General features: G+C 57.9%; 11 protein-coding genes. 5 read left to right on the top strand and 6 right to left on the bottom strand.

Features of this window, described 5'->3' with window-relative positions; genetic code table 11:
* Positions 1 to 173: 173 nt before the first annotated feature.
* Both MHM88_RS22810 and MHM88_RS22805 read left to right on the top strand, forming a co-directional pair.
* Positions 174 to 1,058 (top strand): DUF1403 family protein, encoded by an 885-nt coding sequence (locus MHM88_RS22810; RefSeq protein ID WP_084353839.1) that lies wholly within the window; start codon positions 174 to 176, stop codon positions 1,056 to 1,058.
* Between the two features lie 2 nt (positions 1,059 to 1,060).
* Positions 1,061 to 1,657, top strand: a complete 597-nt coding sequence (locus tag MHM88_RS22805; RefSeq protein WP_133840908.1) for an SMC-Scp complex subunit ScpB — start codon at positions 1,061 to 1,063, stop codon at positions 1,655 to 1,657.
* A 95-nt stretch (positions 1,658 to 1,752) separates the two neighbouring features.
* Here the strand turns inward: MHM88_RS22805 and MHM88_RS22800 are convergent, their stop codons facing one another.
* The 4 genes from MHM88_RS22800 to MHM88_RS22785 form a co-directional block, all read right to left on the bottom strand.
* Positions 1,753 to 2,592, bottom strand: a complete 840-nt coding sequence (locus tag MHM88_RS22800) for a hypothetical protein (RefSeq protein ID WP_084353837.1) — start codon at positions 2,590 to 2,592, stop codon at positions 1,753 to 1,755.
* Between the two features lie 13 nt (positions 2,593 to 2,605).
* Positions 2,606 to 3,523 (bottom strand): nucleotidyl transferase AbiEii/AbiGii toxin family protein, encoded by a 918-nt coding sequence (locus tag MHM88_RS22795; protein WP_084353836.1) that lies wholly within the window; start codon positions 3,521 to 3,523, stop codon positions 2,606 to 2,608.
* The gene (locus MHM88_RS22790; protein ID WP_084353844.1) at positions 3,513 to 4,343 is read right to left on the bottom strand and encodes a type IV toxin-antitoxin system AbiEi family antitoxin domain-containing protein; all 831 of its coding nucleotides are present in this window, start codon (positions 4,341 to 4,343) and stop codon (positions 3,513 to 3,515) included. The genes MHM88_RS22795 and MHM88_RS22790 overlap by 11 nt, the downstream gene beginning before the upstream one ends.
* 246 nt (positions 4,344 to 4,589) lie before the next feature.
* Positions 4,590 to 5,171 (bottom strand): plasmid pRiA4b ORF-3 family protein, encoded by a 582-nt coding sequence (locus MHM88_RS22785; RefSeq protein ID WP_235866649.1) that lies wholly within the window; start codon positions 5,169 to 5,171, stop codon positions 4,590 to 4,592.
* A 416-nt stretch (positions 5,172 to 5,587) separates the two neighbouring features.
* Here MHM88_RS22785 and MHM88_RS22780 point away from each other — a divergent pair, with 416 nt between their 5' ends.
* From MHM88_RS22780 to MHM88_RS22770, 3 genes are read left to right on the top strand one after another with little or no spacing between them, the layout of a single operon-like run.
* The gene (locus MHM88_RS22780) at positions 5,588 to 8,116 is read left to right on the top strand and encodes a TerB N-terminal domain-containing protein (RefSeq protein WP_133840909.1); all 2,529 of its coding nucleotides are present in this window, start codon (positions 5,588 to 5,590) and stop codon (positions 8,114 to 8,116) included.
* Entirely contained in the window at positions 8,109 to 9,416 is a 1,308-nt protein-coding gene (locus MHM88_RS22775) for an ATP-binding protein (RefSeq protein WP_084353833.1), read from the top strand. Before MHM88_RS22780 ends, MHM88_RS22775 begins: the two co-directional genes overlap by 8 nt.
* 5 nt (positions 9,417 to 9,421) lie before the next feature.
* The gene (locus tag MHM88_RS22770; protein ID WP_084353832.1) at positions 9,422 to 11,593 is read left to right on the top strand and encodes a DEAD/DEAH box helicase; all 2,172 of its coding nucleotides are present in this window, start codon (positions 9,422 to 9,424) and stop codon (positions 11,591 to 11,593) included.
* Between the two features lie 43 nt (positions 11,594 to 11,636).
* Here MHM88_RS22770 and MHM88_RS22765 read toward each other — a convergent pair whose 3' ends face one another.
* Together MHM88_RS22765 and MHM88_RS22760 are read right to left on the bottom strand one after the other, a co-directional pair.
* A complete protein-coding gene (locus MHM88_RS22765; RefSeq protein WP_084353831.1) occupies positions 11,637 to 13,382 on the bottom strand; it encodes an ATP-binding protein in 1,746 nt (581 codons plus the stop codon).
* A 9-nt stretch (positions 13,383 to 13,391) separates the two neighbouring features.
* A complete protein-coding gene (locus MHM88_RS22760) occupies positions 13,392 to 14,315 on the bottom strand; it encodes an SIR2 family protein (protein WP_152460852.1) in 924 nt (307 codons plus the stop codon).
* Positions 14,316 to 14,938: the final 623 nt, after the last annotated feature.

Here is a 14,938-nt window from a genome sequence, read left to right as displayed (position 1 = left end):
AGGCGATTTCGGCCGAATCCACCCATGAAACTAAAACGACAAACCGCCCCGCCTTGCGCCTTTCTGCTATGTCCGATAATGCAAACTTATTGGACATAGCGCGATCTTGCAGGCTGCGGCGGTTCTAACGCTATTTTCTGGTGAAAAGCGCCGCGATGACGTAGGCTCCAAGCATGACATATGCTCGGCTCGATCACACCAGCGACCTCGACACATTACCCCGGATGCCCGCCTGGGTCACCTCAGCGCGGGCTGAAAGCCTTGAAGATGTTGCGTTTTTGTCGGGCGCAGCGCTGAGCCACCTGCATGTTGTGCTGGAGCGCGAGGAGGTGCCCCAAGCCTTGTTGCGGGATCGGCTCGCGCTGCGCGCAGCGGAGGCCTGTGTCGCGTTTTCGGGGCGCCTGGAGAGAGCAGGGGATCTGCGCGACGCGGTGCATTTGTTGCGTTCTGGCGATCTGCCGGGACCGGCTGGCGAGACCTGCCTCGCCTGGCGGCGCGCGGTGGAGCGGCCGGTGTCGACCAAGGCTCTGGATCGAGCCTTGCCGGCCTTCGAGTCGGGCAAGATCGCGATGTGGCTCAATGCAGGGAAGGGGGCGCCGGTGACTCGGGCCGCGATGGTGCTGGAGGCGGTGCTGACGGAGGCGCCACGCGCTGACGTAGCTTCGCTGGTCCTCGCGGATGCGGCTCTCGCCCAAACATTCGGTTGGGATCATCTCGTGCCGTTGTTGGCCGCGGGTCTGAAACGTGCCGACCTGCGCAAGCAGGGCGACGATTTGCGTCTCGTCTGTCATCGGGCACTCATCTTATCGGCGGTCGAGGCTGTGCGTCTCTCCGCCGACCTCGCGCGTCGGGCGGCACACCTAAAGGCCGTTGCGCCAAAGCTTCGCGCCAAGGGAGCGGATGCCGCTGTCGAGATGTTCCTCACCCGCGATGCCGTGGCACCTTTGGCCTTGCCCTTGTCGGATCGCGCCGCGCGGCGGCTTTGCGACCGACTGGTCGATCTCGGCGCGGTGCGCGAGCTGACAGGGCGAGACACGTTTCGGCTCTACGGGGTGTAGCGATGGCGAAGGATCGTTCAGAGCCGGACCTGGACCGTGAGTTGGCCGACCTGCCGCCTGAGCTGCGCTGGCGGGAATGGATGCGCCGGATCGAGGCGGTGCTGTTTGCCTCGGCCTCGCCGGTGCCGCGCGAAGACCTGGCGCGCGTGGTGGGGCAGGGGGTCTCGGTGGATCTGTTGGTCGAGGATCTCGTCGCCGATCTGGAAGGGCGGGCCTTCGAGATCGCCCAGGTCTCTGGCGGCTGGATGTTTCGGACGCGGGCGGCCTACGCTCCCGCGATCCGGGTCGCCGCGGATGTCGAGGATCAGCTACTCGACCTGAGTGAATTCGACGTCGCGGTCTTGGCCGCCATCGCCTATCACCAGCCGATCACGCGCGACGGGCTCAAGGACATCTTCGGCAAGGAGATCAGCCGCGACCTGATCGGTCGGCTGCATGCGCGCGACTTGATCGGGACCGGGCCACGATCGCCGCGCCGCGGTGCGCCATACACATTTGTGACGACCGAGCAGTTCCTTGTTGCATTTGATCTGGAGACTCTCGCGGATCTGCCAGAGCGGGAGCAGTTGGAGGACGCAGGTCTGGATGGCGGGTCATAGGAATGGTTGCGGGCTGGCGATCCCCGTATTGGCCAAACGGTGAGGCATGTCGTGGACATTTCGTGACGCTCTCAGTTGTGACTTGTTGAGAGAACTCAGGCTTCGATCCTGAGCCCTCTGAACAGAGCTTCCCAAGGGTCCCCATCCTCGGTCATCGCGCCCGGTTCCAGGTTTGCTATGTTCTCGTCGATGACTGCGTTGTGGTAGTTCTTGAGCCAGCTGTATTTGCGCCGCACCGTCGCGTTGGGACTGTCGGCGAGACCGCTCTCCACCAACGTTTTGTGCCTACCCAGAAACTCGATCCAGCCGGCGTATTCGCCGTCGAGCTCGCTCAGACTGGCGCGAAGATAGTCGATGTAGTGGAGGCCTGACTCGTCCTGGCGCAGGAGGTTGTTCAGGTGACGCTCTTCATCCTCATAGGAATGTCCTTCCCGCCAAAGCGTTTGGTCCTGTCGGTGGCGTTCGATGACATCTTCATGGATCGCAATGCGCGGGAAGATGACCTCGCCTTCTTCCATGAAATAAGCCTGAACGAGGGCAGGCCCAAACACCGGACCACTGAAGTCGATGCCGAGATGCATAGGGCCGATGGTCATCGCGCCGCGCACCATTATGCCGTTCGCCACGCATTCGATCTGGATGTGCAGCAGATCGATGAGTTCCCAGACCAAAGGGCCAGCCTGGTACTGAGTTTCAATGGTTCTGGTTCTTACGATCGCGTCAGACACGATCTCTGCATGGACTTCGCTGATCATCCGCATCTCGTCGGAGCGGGTGGGCGGCGTGGCATCCCCTTCGGACACCCTGCGAAACATCGAAAGCAAGTGCCTGATCTCTGCACCGCTTCGCGTGTGCAGGAGGTTCCTGAAACCGAGGACATCAAAAAAGGTCACAAGGCATTCTTCGTAGTCGGGGTCGTTCTCGAAATCAGTCATCTCTGGTCCATCTTCAGCCGAGGAGCTTCTCCAACTCTTCCCCTTGGGCGGCATGCTTCTTGGGGTTTTCTGCTTTCAGCTTGTTCACGTTGATGAGCTTCCATCGGACCGCTGGAAGCTCGGCCGCTTGAGGGCGGTCGATCGCGTCGAAGTCTGGATCGCCGTCATGCAGGGTTCTCAGAAACCTCTTCGCGCCCTCATCCAAGCGGGATTGGATATCACCGATCAGGCGGTCGCGCGTTGAGACCAATTCCGTTAGGTCGACTGCTTCCTTCGTCATGCCCTCGAATTCCCGCGCGTAGGGCTGATCTAGATCGATCAGGTTTGGATTCAGCAGTTCGTGCGGCGGGCGTGGTGAACTCGCGAGGTAGATCAGAAACGTGCGGAACAACTCGTCGGTAAACCCTTCGTTCTCGTAGAGCAGTTTAACGTCGTAGAGGTCTCGCGGGTGCTGGCGATCTAGGGCCGCATGTAGCTTGCCGCCGAACAAATCCTCGAAGGAGACGATGTTCATCGTCGCATATCCGAACGCCTCCTCGACGGCTTCGGAGACTTCGCGTTGTTCCGGATCATGCACGACGCCCCGGGTAACGGGGGAGGTTTCGATTTTGATTTCGGCTGTGCCGAGGCGGGCGAGCGCACGCGTGGCGCCGCCGCCACCGCCGGCAATTCGCTGCGCTTTGGCGCCGGCGATGCCGCCTTCGATGGCGGCGGTAATCCGGTCCATCGCGTCGTTGATCTCGACGAGGCTGTCGGCGCGGTCCTTGACAGGCAGATAGGTCAGATCGATATCGACCGAGAGGCGCGGAAGGTCGCGATAGAAGAGGTTGATGGCCGTCCCGCCCTTGAGCGCAAATATCTCCTCCTTCGCCACATATGGAAGTACCCGTACGAGCAGGGCCACTTGGGCGGCATAGTCTTCACGCGCCATCACCACGTTCCTTTCTTACAAACTCTTCGGGCACCATGATCCTGTAGCGTGGATGTATCTTGCCGCCTTTGACCAATGCGCGATCCCCGCTGCCGAGGTCGAAGTCTTCCGGATCGAGACGCTTGCGCCAGGCATGGTCGTGGCGGTCGGCGAACACGAAGAACAGGCGTTTGACCTTGATCTTCTTGCAACTTCTGAGCAGTGCCGAGAGGGTTCTTGGGCGCAACGTCGTCAGGCTTTCGAACACCATGTCGAGGTTGTGAAAGCTCTCCTGATCCGGCAACTCGTCAAGCGCTTCGAGGATGGCGCGTTCCGGCGAGGACATCACCAGTTTCCAGTCCCATGGCAGGGACGATGCTGTCTCGTTGAGATTATTTCGCGCGTCATTGACACCCAACTCTGGATCGGAGAACAGCGATACGCTGCGTGTGCGGAGTTCGGTGTTGAGCGGCAGTTTTTCGAGCCAGTTGGGGATTTTTGAGCCGTAGAGCCAGACTGTGCTCTTGTCGCCGAGTGAGAGGTAGTGCGCATAGCCTTGCAGGCCCAATGCCGTCGCCCCCCCGATATGGACAGGGTAGTGCATGATGTGCTGGAGCGAGAGCAGGCTGGTCTTCCAGTCGAGCGTATTCGTGGTGGCGCTGCTTGGTGCGGGACGGCGGAACACTCCGCGTCCTAGGCGTTCTAGCCAGCCGCGTTGCACATAGCCGTAGGACGAACGCCGACCTATCCCGTGGTGCTCCAGCCAGGCGGAGTCCACGAGGAACCCCGTGGGGACAGCCTCAAGAAGACTCTTTAGTTTTTCGTGTTCTTGTCCACTCATGGGCGACATAATGATGTATTTTTAAAGATGCCGCCACTTGTTTCTGTGATAACCTGTGAGATAGTCCGTCAAGGATCGACAAATTCTGGAATTTTCAAAGAGACTGGTGGTTGTCAGCTCTGAAGCTCACCAGCAAAGCAGGGCGTGGATGCCCTCGGAGGGCTGAGAAGACATCCGGCCATTCGGATCGAACAGTCGAAGCTATGTGCCCCTGTCGAAGCCGCTGCGCCAAACCAGAGTCAGGTTTCACTTTCGATTGTGGCGTTCTTTTGCCCATACAAACATCGCACCGACGGCAGCATTGGCTTGCTGCACGCTGAACACTTCCGGTTCGAACGCGCCCGCCCATTGCTTTGTATCGCGATGTTCCGGGTGGTGTTTGTCGGTCAGCGCGTCGAGAAACTCTTCGTAAGAGTAGGGTCCTCCACAGTCCTCTGGCGGGCAGGCTCGCTCTCCGTCAACACAGGCGGGAAAGTCCAGATCTGGTCTTCCGGTTGGTTTGCTAAACTTCTCAACGGTGACGAGATGCCGCCAGCCATCGCCGAAATCATAAGTGTATGTGAACTGACTGCCTTTCTTGACCAGCTTTCCAAGAGTAAACCTCTTCTCGTCCTTCCGCCCATCGGTAGGGTCCCAGCTGTCGTCACTTTCGTCGCGGGCCTCGAACCTGTCTTCGCCAATCTCGAACTCATGCAAATGATAGTCTTGCCAAGGCATAGCGCCCTGGAGAACGGAATGCAGGATGTCCAAGCTGATGTCATTCGGCACGACGATACGGCGCCAGATGGGTGGTTTGATGCCAACCAGTTCGATTTTCAGCTCAATCAAAGTGTGTTCCGCCTGTCTCAATGGCCCTGCCGTTGAAGTAACTTTTGATTCTTAAGTTGAAGCATTCAAGGGGAACATTGGCCCCTCCCGCCCTTTGGCCAGGACCGCGCCCTACTCGGTCGGCTGCGCGCAGCCGCCCTCCCCGAGCTGAAACGCCGCCTCTCCCTGCGACGTGCCGCTGGCCCGGCCGTCTCCTCCGGAGCCAGCCCGACCAGCCGTCGCATGGTCGTGGCAACGCTTCATCTCGGCCGTTCCGGTTACGGTCACTGGGGCAGGGGTGTGCCCGCAACGGTGCGAACAGATGTATGTGGCCATCGGCCCAATCAAGCATAAAGCATGGGAAGTGCTTCAACCATGACGTTAGTCGTTGCAAAGATGGCTGTGCAAAATAGTGTGGTTCGGAGAGGGTTCCGATAATGTCTTCAATAATCAAGTTTTTCCGAATTACATTCTTTCTCGTCCTGTATTTTTTCTTATGTATGGTCGTGGTGACCACAATGCTTCAGGGTTGGCCGATTGGCGGCCAGATGTTGTTTGCATTTGGTGTTCCCGTCATTCTGGTCTGGTGGCAAGAAAAACGGAGATCGCGGAAAGTCGCTGCAAAGGCGCAAGCTGAGGGGAGTTCCGAAAATCTACCCCCCCGACCTGAGCCGGTGCCGCGCCCAAGTGCCTACGACAAGCGTATCGAGCGTGAGCGCGAACGAACTCGCGAAGCCAACGCGTCCAAACAGCCGGCTGCCGTGCAGGCTTACTCCCCACCAAAGCAGGACTACGCTGAAATCGTTCGGGCTGGAAAGTCTGCGGCGCCGGCACTTGCCGCGGCCGCTGAACGAAATCAGCCCTCGCGAGTGGCATCGAGCGCATCGGTCCGATCATCGAAAAGCGGGTGGGTCCCGTCTTATGAAACAGCTAGCGTCGCCGGCCGCAACATCGGCGGGATGGTCTATGTCGGCACGGCTCCCTTGCTGAACACCTACGGGTATCGTGACAAGTGCCGAGCCTATATCGATCCGTCTCTGTCTGTCGCGCGCTCTGGAGCCGACAAAGCTGGTGAAGGTATGCCTTACTGGCCCGGATACGCGGATATCTCACCTCAGTGCCGGGCGACCTACCTCGACTGGTTGGCCAGCGGGCGCAACGACGCCTCCTACAACCCCGGATACATGTTCCTGTACTTCTACGGGCTGGAGCGTCGCTTCTTCGTCGATCAGTCCAACGAAGATGCCAAGGATATCGTCCAGGAAGTTCGGCGGCTGCATTCACTTTACCCTGACAACCACTCCGTCAGGCGCTATTTGGGTGAGTTCCTCGACATTGCGATGCTTGCCGAAACCGACCTCGACGCTATCGAACCGATTTTCGAGAAGCAGGGCTGGGAACTTCCGTTCTCACTCAAATACGCAATCGGAGCTCGGATCGACAAAGGCGAGAACCTGACGGCTGACTGGTTGCTGAGTTGGTTCATCTGCCATCCGGAAACAAATCTGAGAACTCCCGCGACGCGGTGCCGTGACGAGTTCGTCGCTCTTTTCCGTATGCGGTTTGATCGGCGTTTTCCTGATGGGCTCAAAGTGACAAAACCCCGGAAATCACTCACGGCATCCTATCGCGCCGCCTCCAGCGAGTTTCAGGGGTCAGTCAATCCGACCGTGGATGGCAAACCCGTGCCCGACATCTCCGGCTTGCGCAAGCCGGTCGAGATTGCGCAAGAGCTGGCTGACGAGGTGATGAACGACCTCGACAAGCTCAGTCGCTTCCTGGGCCGAAACCCTGACGGCCGCGGAAGTGTGGAAGCGCATGCCTTGCTACCCTCTGAACTTTGGGATGCTTTCCCATCAGAGGAAATGGACCGCTTGAAATCTTGGGCAAGCGATATCGTCGATCGCGGGGGATTGGTGCCGCTTGAGGAGGTGATCGGACGACTGGAGGGAGAAACGAACGAGAAGATCGGAAAACGGCAAATGACAGGAGCCGCCGACGCGCTCGCGCGCCTCGGTTTCGGTCTGGCGCCCGACCCTCGGTTTGCGCTCCGGTCGCCCAAGACGGAGGAGCCTGTTGTGCTGTTTCGTCTGGGCGAACCCATCGAAAGACTGGAGGACGTTTCCGACAGCTATCGAAGCGCCTTGATCGAATTGGCACTTGGGTCGTTAGTCGCCCATGCTGATGGTCGCATCGCGGAGCCTGAACGCAGGGCGTTGGAAGATCAGGTTTCTGCCACGGCCCTCAGCGATCAGGAACGCCGCAGGCTGCGTGCAAACCTTGAATGGTTCCTGGCCGTGCCACCGGACATGACGCTTCTGCGGCGCAAACTGAAGGAGGTGGGCCAAGACAGCCAAGCCGCTATGCGGGCAGCGCTGGTCGGTGCAGCACATGCCGATGGCATTATTCACTCCGACGAAGTCGCAAGCATCGAGAAAATCTACAAGGCTTTGGGACTTGATCCTGCGCTTGCCTACACCGACCTGCATGCTGGCGAAGTTGCGGATGGTCCACGCACTGTTCGCGCGTCGCAACCGGGTCGCCCGGGCGAAGCGATACCCGCGCTCGAAAAAGCCAGCGGACCGAAACTCGACGCTTCACGGATCGCAGCAATTCGTTCGGACACAGAGCGCGTGTCGTCCGTCCTCGGTCAGATTTTCGATGTCAAAGAGGAAGAAAGTGGTGCCTCCGCGCCTGCCAGCCAAAGCCAGCTGGTAGGGCTTGACCCGAAACACGGCGCCCTTGTCCTCGAACTGGTCACTCGAGAGCATTGGTCTGAAACCGAGTTCGAGACGATCTGCGCCTCGCATGGGTTGATGGCATCCGGGGCTTTGGAAGTCGTGAATGAATGGGCTTTTGAGACCTACAACGAAGCACTGCTCGACGAGTATGATGGATATGACGTGTCTCTGGAAATTGCGGAGGCGGTAAAAGAAAAGATGAGTGCGGAGGGCAGGGATGTCTAAGTTGAAACCACGTGAACGCGATGCAATCGTACAGGCGCTTCGGGCCGGGGTCGTGCCCAAACTCGGTTTGCGCCATATTCAGGTTGGCCGCGTCCGAGAGATTGAAGAGCTCGTCAAGGACATGGACCGGATATCCGATGGCGGATCGGCGATCCGGTTCATCATCGGGGAGTACGGATCGGGCAAGACGTTCTTCATGAACCTGATCCGCCTCGTGGCTCTGGAGAAAGGCCTGGTCGTGATGTTCGCGGATTTAGCGCCAGATCGGCGCATTCACGCGACCGGCGGACAAGCTCGCGGGCTGTATGCCGAGATGGCCCGAAACCTCTCGACGCGGACCAAGCCCGATGGCGGGGCATTGGCCAGCGTGGTGGAGCGATTTGTCAGCCAGGCTCACCGAGATGCTGAAGAACGGGATTTGCCCACGGGGACCGTCATTCGTGAACGCCTTGGCCACTTTGAAGAACTTACCGGAGGGTTTGAGTTCGCCGAAGTCATCCGTCGATATTGGGAAGGCCATGAGACCGGCGACGACGAGTTGAAATCCGCAGCCCTGAGATGGCTGCGCGGCGAGTTCGCGACACGCACCGACGCGCGCAAAGCACTTGGTGTGCGAACGATCATCGACGACGCCAGTGTCTATGACCATCTGAAGCTGATGTCGGCATTCGTGTGCGAGGCCGGGTATAAAGGATTGCTGGTCGGCCTCGACGAGATGGTGAACCTCTACAAGCTCACTTCGTCGCAGGCCCGCAATGCAAACTACGAACAGATCCTCCGGATCCTGAACGATGTGCTGCAGGGTAGCGCCGAGAACCTCGGATTCCTTATGGGTGGAACCCCGGAGTTTCTGATGAACACCCGTCGAGGGCTCTATAGCTACGAAGCCCTTCAATCGCGTTTGGCCGAGAACACCTTCGCGCGGGACGGATTGGTCGACCTTTCAGGACCGGTTGTCCGGCTGGCCAGCCTGACCCCTGAAGATCTCTTCGTTCTTCTGGCCAATGTGCGGCGGATCATGCAGGACGATGCCGGTGCTCTGCCGGACGACGCGCTCGAGGCCTTCATGGCGCATTGTTCGGACCGGATCGGTGAAGCTTACTTCCGCACCCCGCGCAATACGGTGACGGCATTCGTGAACCTGCTTTCCGTGCTTGAGCAAAACCCCGGTGTCGAGTGGAGCGATCTGATCGAAAAGATCGAGGTCTCCGAAGACCTCGGCGAAGACATGAACGAGGTAGACGAGTCGACTGGTGCCCAAGACCCCGGTGACGATGATCTGATCAGCTTCAAGCTCTGACGCCGATGAGCAGTGCGTTCGACAAACTGGCGAGGCCTGTGCAGAAATGGATACGCCAGAAAGGTTGGCGCGAACTTCGCGACATCCAGGCGCGATCCATCCGGACGATCTGCGAATCCAATGCCGATTTAATCGTTGCAGCTTCTACGGCGGGCGGAAAGACCGAGGCGGCGTTCCTGCCGTTGATTTCACAGGTGCTTGACGAGCCGTCGGGCGGCACCGGCTTCGACCTGCTCTACATCGGTCCGCTGAAAGCCCTGATCACGGACCAGGCCATGCGGCTGGAGGGCATCTGCCAGGAAGCAGAGCTTCCGGTTGTTCCCTGGCACGGAGATGTCTCGCAATCCATCAAGACGCGCGCGTTGATATCTCCAAAAGGGATCCTTCTGATAACCCCAGAGTCCCTTGAGGCGCTTTTCATTCGTCGCGGTTTGGAAATTGCCCGCCTGTTTGGGGCGACACGGGCGGTCGTGATCGACGAGCTGCACACAGTTCTGGACAGCGAACGCGGTGTCCAGCTTCGTTCACTGCTCACACGGCTCGAGCTCGCGATAAAGCGCCCAATCCGTCGGATAGGTCTGTCAGCTACGCTAGGCGACATGGACCTCGCTAAGGCCTATCTTCGCCCTGACGCCGCAAACGCTGTCCAGCTGATCGAAGCAGATGGCGGCGAGGCTGAATTGAAGCTTCAGCTTCGCGGTTACCTTTCCGGCGATGAAGATGAAAACAGCCCATCCGCAACGGACGCGATCGCAGCACATCTTTTCAAACACCTTCGAGGCAGCGACAACCTGGTCTTCGCCGGAGCGCGTCAACGGGTCGAGATTTACGCAGATCGGTTGCGGGAGCTTTGCGAACGGGAGCACCTGCCACAGGAATTCTATCCCCACCACGCGAGCCTCTCCCGAGAACACCGTGACTTCGTTGAGCGGCGCTTGAAGGACCCTGCGAAACCGACGACAGCCGTTTGCACATCGACGCTCGAGCTTGGAATCGACATCGGTGACGTGACCTGCGTGGCTCAAATCGGTGCGCCATTCAGCGTCGCCGCGTTGCGACAACGGCTTGGCCGATCAGGCCGGCGTGAAGGACAGCCGGCCATTCTCAGGCAGTATGCTGTCGAAGCCAAGTTGACGCCGGAGAGCAGTTTCGTGGATCGTCTTCGCCTCGGCCTGATCAGGTCCATCGCGATGATAGACTTGCTGCTGGAAGGCTGGTGCGAACCTCCAAAACCTCAGGCGCTTCATCTCTCGACGCTCGTCCACCAGATACTGTCAGTCATAGCGCAGCGCGGCGGTGCGTCTGCAAGCGTGGTCTACAATGTGCTCTGCCGCGAAGGCCCCTTTCGGAAGGTCACAACCGAAGTCTTCGCAGATGTGTTGCGTGCAATCGGCCACCCAGAAACCGGCTTGATCGAACAGGTCGGCAGCGGGCTGTTGCTTTTGGGACCCGCGGGCGAAAAACTGGTTGAGCATTACAGCTTCTATGCGGTGTTTCAGACGCCTGAGGAATTCCGGTTGGTCGCAGAGGGGCGGGACCTTGGAACCCTGCCGATCGATAATGTTCTTGCCCCTGGGATGCTATTAATATTCTCTGGGCGACGTTGGGTTGTTCAAGAAATCCATGATCGTGAAAAGGTCATCGTCGTCAAACCCGCGAAGGCTGGTGTGCCGCCCGTCTTCGGCGGCGATGCGGGGGACATTCATGACAAAGTGATCGACCGAATGTTCGCCGTGCTCGAGGGGGATTCCAGCCCAGCTTACATGGATACAGTCTCTTTGATGATGCTCGAGGAAGCGCGTGCTCACTATGAACAGCTGGGGTTTAGGGCCAATAACCTACACACCATTGGCGAGCATACATCAGTCATTGCGACGCGGGTCGGTACTGTGAAGACATCAACCCTCGCGCTAGCACTGAGAAGTGAGGGGTTTTCGGTCGAACTGCATGACGGGTTTCTGATGGTGGAGGCCGGGGACGAAACCCCCGATCTTCAAACGGTACTAGCGCACATTCGATCTGGCGAACCTGTCGATCTGTTCGCTGGAGCTGGGAATTTAATGTCGGAGAAGTTTCATCCTTACCTGTCGCAGCCCCTCTTGGAGTTGGATGCAATTTCTTCCAAGCTTGCGCCCGATACTCTTACCGCGATGGTCGGTAGAATCGTCCCAGCATAATATGTGCGGCAATACTCGTTGACTGTTTTCATCGCTCCTAGGGCTAGTGATTGCTTTGTCTCCGCCAAGAAAGGACGGCATCTTCCGTTCCCGCAACTGGTGCCGCGTCACTCCAACGATCCCAGAAATTGACTGTCGCGCTATTGGGCTTGAAGCGCGGCTCGGACACCACAACTCGCGTCGGAAGCAAGCTCGCATCGCCGACCACCAATGCCTCACCGATGTCGAGGACCGGTAGAAGATCACCAAACCCGCCGAGGCTGTCAGGCAGCAACCGTTTGATCACGGATTGATCGTCGCCGTTGGTCAGCCGCATCGCAATGACATTGTTGCACTGGCTCAGAACGGTGCGGTTCACTTCGGATGGTCTTTGGCTGATAACCACTAGTCCAACACCGTATTTCCTGCCTTCTTTGGCGATCCTCTCGAAAATCCCGACAGAGATCTCATCGGCTGACTCTGACGATGCACGCTCCGGGATATACAGATGTGCCTCATCGCAGAACAATGCGATGGGATGACGGTTGTCTGGTGGCGTCCACTGGCTGACTGTGAATATCAGCCGAGCAATCAAGCTGACCATGAGCGGCAGGATGTCGGACGGCACTTCCGAGAAATTGATGATCTTGATCCCACCCTTGCCATCAGCTTGCGATCCGCGCCCGCCTATCAGGAAATGCGTTACCTCCGACAGCCAGGCCATATCCATACAGGCTGCTGGCGGCTGAAATATGAACCCAAGCCTGCGATCATTTCGTTTGGCTTCAAATCGCGCGATTAAGCGGCTGAGCTTGTCGAAGTATGGTCCTTGCTTATCCTTGTTGTTAGCGCCCGGAACCATTTGTTCGTTCAAGTCAGATAGTTGCTTGTGGACACTGTCGATATCGAAAGGCACGGGGCTATCGATAGTGAAATTTGCAAGAATGTCGGCGTGTTTTCCCGGATCAAGCATTGCGCGCTTCGCATCGGTGATACAGCGCGTCATGAGCATGGCTTGGTTCGGAGCGTTCTGATCGGACCGATCTACAAACAAAGCGACCAATGCCTCATAGCCGAGAAGCCAGAACGGTAGATGTAGAACACCGTCGGCCAGTCGGCGATCGTGTCCAATGTCCCCCGGCCCAGCGATGCGTAGATGCCGAAACTCGTCGCTATCGAGGGTCTGGTACTCACCATGGATATCGAACAAGATTACGTTGGCTTGTGGAAGACCGGCAATCTGGTCTAGGAGCCGCGCAGTTGTGTACGATTTGCCGCTGCCAGTGCTACCGACCACGATGGCATGACGTTGGAACAGACGGTTGCCGTTCAAGAAGGCCCGCGCGTCCTCGTCCAAAGCATAGCGACCAAGATCAAGCTGCGGGCCGTCGCCGGAAACCTGCGAAATGACCTGCATGAAGTCTGTCAGGCGCTGACCTTCCAAGGAAAAGCAATCCGCATCGATTTCGGGCACAGTCTCTAGGGTGCGCTTAAAGACGTTCTCTTTCAGCCCCTCCTTGTCTACGAGTGTTCCAATCAGAGCGACCCGAACGAGGTTGTTTTCGGGGAGCGCGGCTTCCGGATCCTCCTCAGACCCGTCTATTGCAGTTTCGTCACCTGCTTTGCGTGTGATGCGCGAAACTATCCCGATTAAGTGCTGCCCGGCTTTCGAGCTTCTGATCGCGGTCAACCGATTGACCTGAATCCGTTTGAGGCGTTCAAGTTCATCGACTCGCACCGTCACAGTGGCAGTATCGACGGCAATAATTTTGCCGAGACTTTCATCATCGTTGAAATCAAGTATGCCCAACTCTTCCTCCTAAAACCCAATCAATTCGTTCAATGCAGGCAACTCCCAATATTTGCCCCCGATAACAACAATACCGTCTGGGCTGTCACGGTTGTAAACCATCGTCCCCTCATCGTGGTTCTCGAGCGCGAGGTAGTGACGCCCGGCGTTGTTCTTGAGAAAATCCTTGGCTTCGGGCGTTAAGGTGCGCGCTGCGACAAGGATGGGAACGTCATGCACACGACAACGCGTCATCAGCTTCGGATGGATATGGCCGTCGCGGAACCCGTATCCTATGCAAATGAATGCGGTCGCGGCACTCAACACACGATCGGCGCCCTGTATCGCGCTCCGAAAGGGCTCGTCGTGCGTCCGCTGATATTTGCTTACACCTGGCGTGACGATCAACGGAACCAAACCATCGGGCAACTCGCTCGTCATCGGTAGCGACATCACACCCCCATGCGGGTCTGAAAACCAATCAAGAGACCCGTGGACTTTCCAGACTGTGACCGTCCGCGCCAAATTGGCCCCTTGTTTGAAAATCAGATTCTCCGCCCCATCGGCCCGTCGCAGATAGCCCGGAAGGAAACCCGTGTTGTGGATGTAGCCGCCTGAATCGGCTGCATACTCTGCAACGCGGTCGTAGTTTGTTGTTACGACATGGATATTGCGGTTTGTACTTCGGAATAAACCTGTGAATAGGGTGCGGAGCGGAAAAATGGTCTCGGTCTTTATAGCTGATTTGAGCAGGCTATAATCGCCCTGAGCGATGAAGTCCCAGGTACTTCGGACAATCTTGACAACCAAGGAGTCGGGTAGAGGCTTGTTTTCTAGTGCTGCTTCTAAATGATCTCCAGCGGCCAAGGCTGTTCTAACAAGTGTCCAGGCATCGACTTCCGGTCCATCGTCGGCCTGTACATTATCGCGGAGCCAAACGGCCAAATCCCCCATGCCACGAATGCCATGCGGTATCGAGGCCCCGCTGCCCAAGACTATCACTGGGCTATGCTGTGCACAGTTTTGGCACTGCTTTGCGAGTTCTTCTAGTTCCAAAGCTATTTTGCCTCACTTCTTGTACTTCGGCTTAGTTTGTCTGTGCCCGAAAACGATTTGGTCCAAAATTTCGCTCTTACGATACCCCCGGTAGCACTTCTTTGTCACAGCAAGTTTTCGCTGTCGTCGCAAGGTGGGTGCGTCGGGAATCTGGCAAGTGACATGGATCCGAAAATGCCTGCTCCAGCTATGATCCATGCATCAACATGCGCCCTCTGGCATCTTTGACGGCTGTTCACCATCCTTCCTTAGCGGCCAACGCACTTCTCCCTTTGTCTGAGTTGCATGACATGCTGGTCGCAGCTGTCGTCCCGTCCACAAAGGTTGCCGCCGATCTTTTTCCCCTGACCCTGCGGGTCATTCCTCGCGGAGCAAAAAGACCGGCACCTGCCCCTCTCCGCTACGCTTCGCCTTCGGTGTGCCCGGGCCTTGGCCAGCTGCAAGGTGACCATCATTGCAACGCAAACAAGGAGAAGAGCAATGACCACGAACTGCATCAAATTCACCAGCGCCGACATCGA

The organism is Epibacterium sp. MM17-32 (assembly GCF_022348205.1).
Classification (GTDB): Bacteria; Pseudomonadota; Alphaproteobacteria; order Rhodobacterales; family Rhodobacteraceae; genus Epibacterium.
This window is presented reverse-complemented; position numbering and strand designations above follow the sequence as displayed.

What these genes read in the sequence shown, in the direction of transcription:
- MHM88_RS22805 (WP_133840908.1), top strand. Translation starts at nt 1,061, where the DNA reads ATGGCGAAGGATCGTTCAGAGCCGGACCTGGACCGTGAGTTGGCCGAC.
- MHM88_RS22790 (WP_084353844.1), bottom strand. Translation starts at nt 4,343, where the DNA reads ATGAGTGGACAAGAACACGAAAAACTAAAGAGTCTTCTTGAGGCTGTC.
- MHM88_RS22810 (WP_084353839.1), top strand. Translation starts at nt 174, where the DNA reads ATGACATATGCTCGGCTCGATCACACCAGCGACCTCGACACATTACCC.
- MHM88_RS22800 (WP_084353837.1), bottom strand. Translation starts at nt 2,592, where the DNA reads ATGACTGATTTCGAGAACGACCCCGACTACGAAGAATGCCTTGTGACC.
- MHM88_RS22775 (WP_084353833.1), top strand. Translation starts at nt 8,109, where the DNA reads ATGTCTAAGTTGAAACCACGTGAACGCGATGCAATCGTACAGGCGCTT.
- MHM88_RS22795 (WP_084353836.1), bottom strand. Translation starts at nt 3,523, where the DNA reads ATGGCGCGTGAAGACTATGCCGCCCAAGTGGCCCTGCTCGTACGGGTA.
- MHM88_RS22760 (WP_152460852.1), bottom strand. Translation starts at nt 14,315, where the DNA reads ATGGGGGATTTGGCCGTTTGGCTCCGCGATAATGTACAGGCCGACGAT.
- MHM88_RS22780 (WP_133840909.1), top strand. Translation starts at nt 5,588, where the DNA reads ATGTCTTCAATAATCAAGTTTTTCCGAATTACATTCTTTCTCGTCCTG.
- MHM88_RS22770 (WP_084353832.1), top strand. Translation starts at nt 9,422, where the DNA reads ATGAGCAGTGCGTTCGACAAACTGGCGAGGCCTGTGCAGAAATGGATA.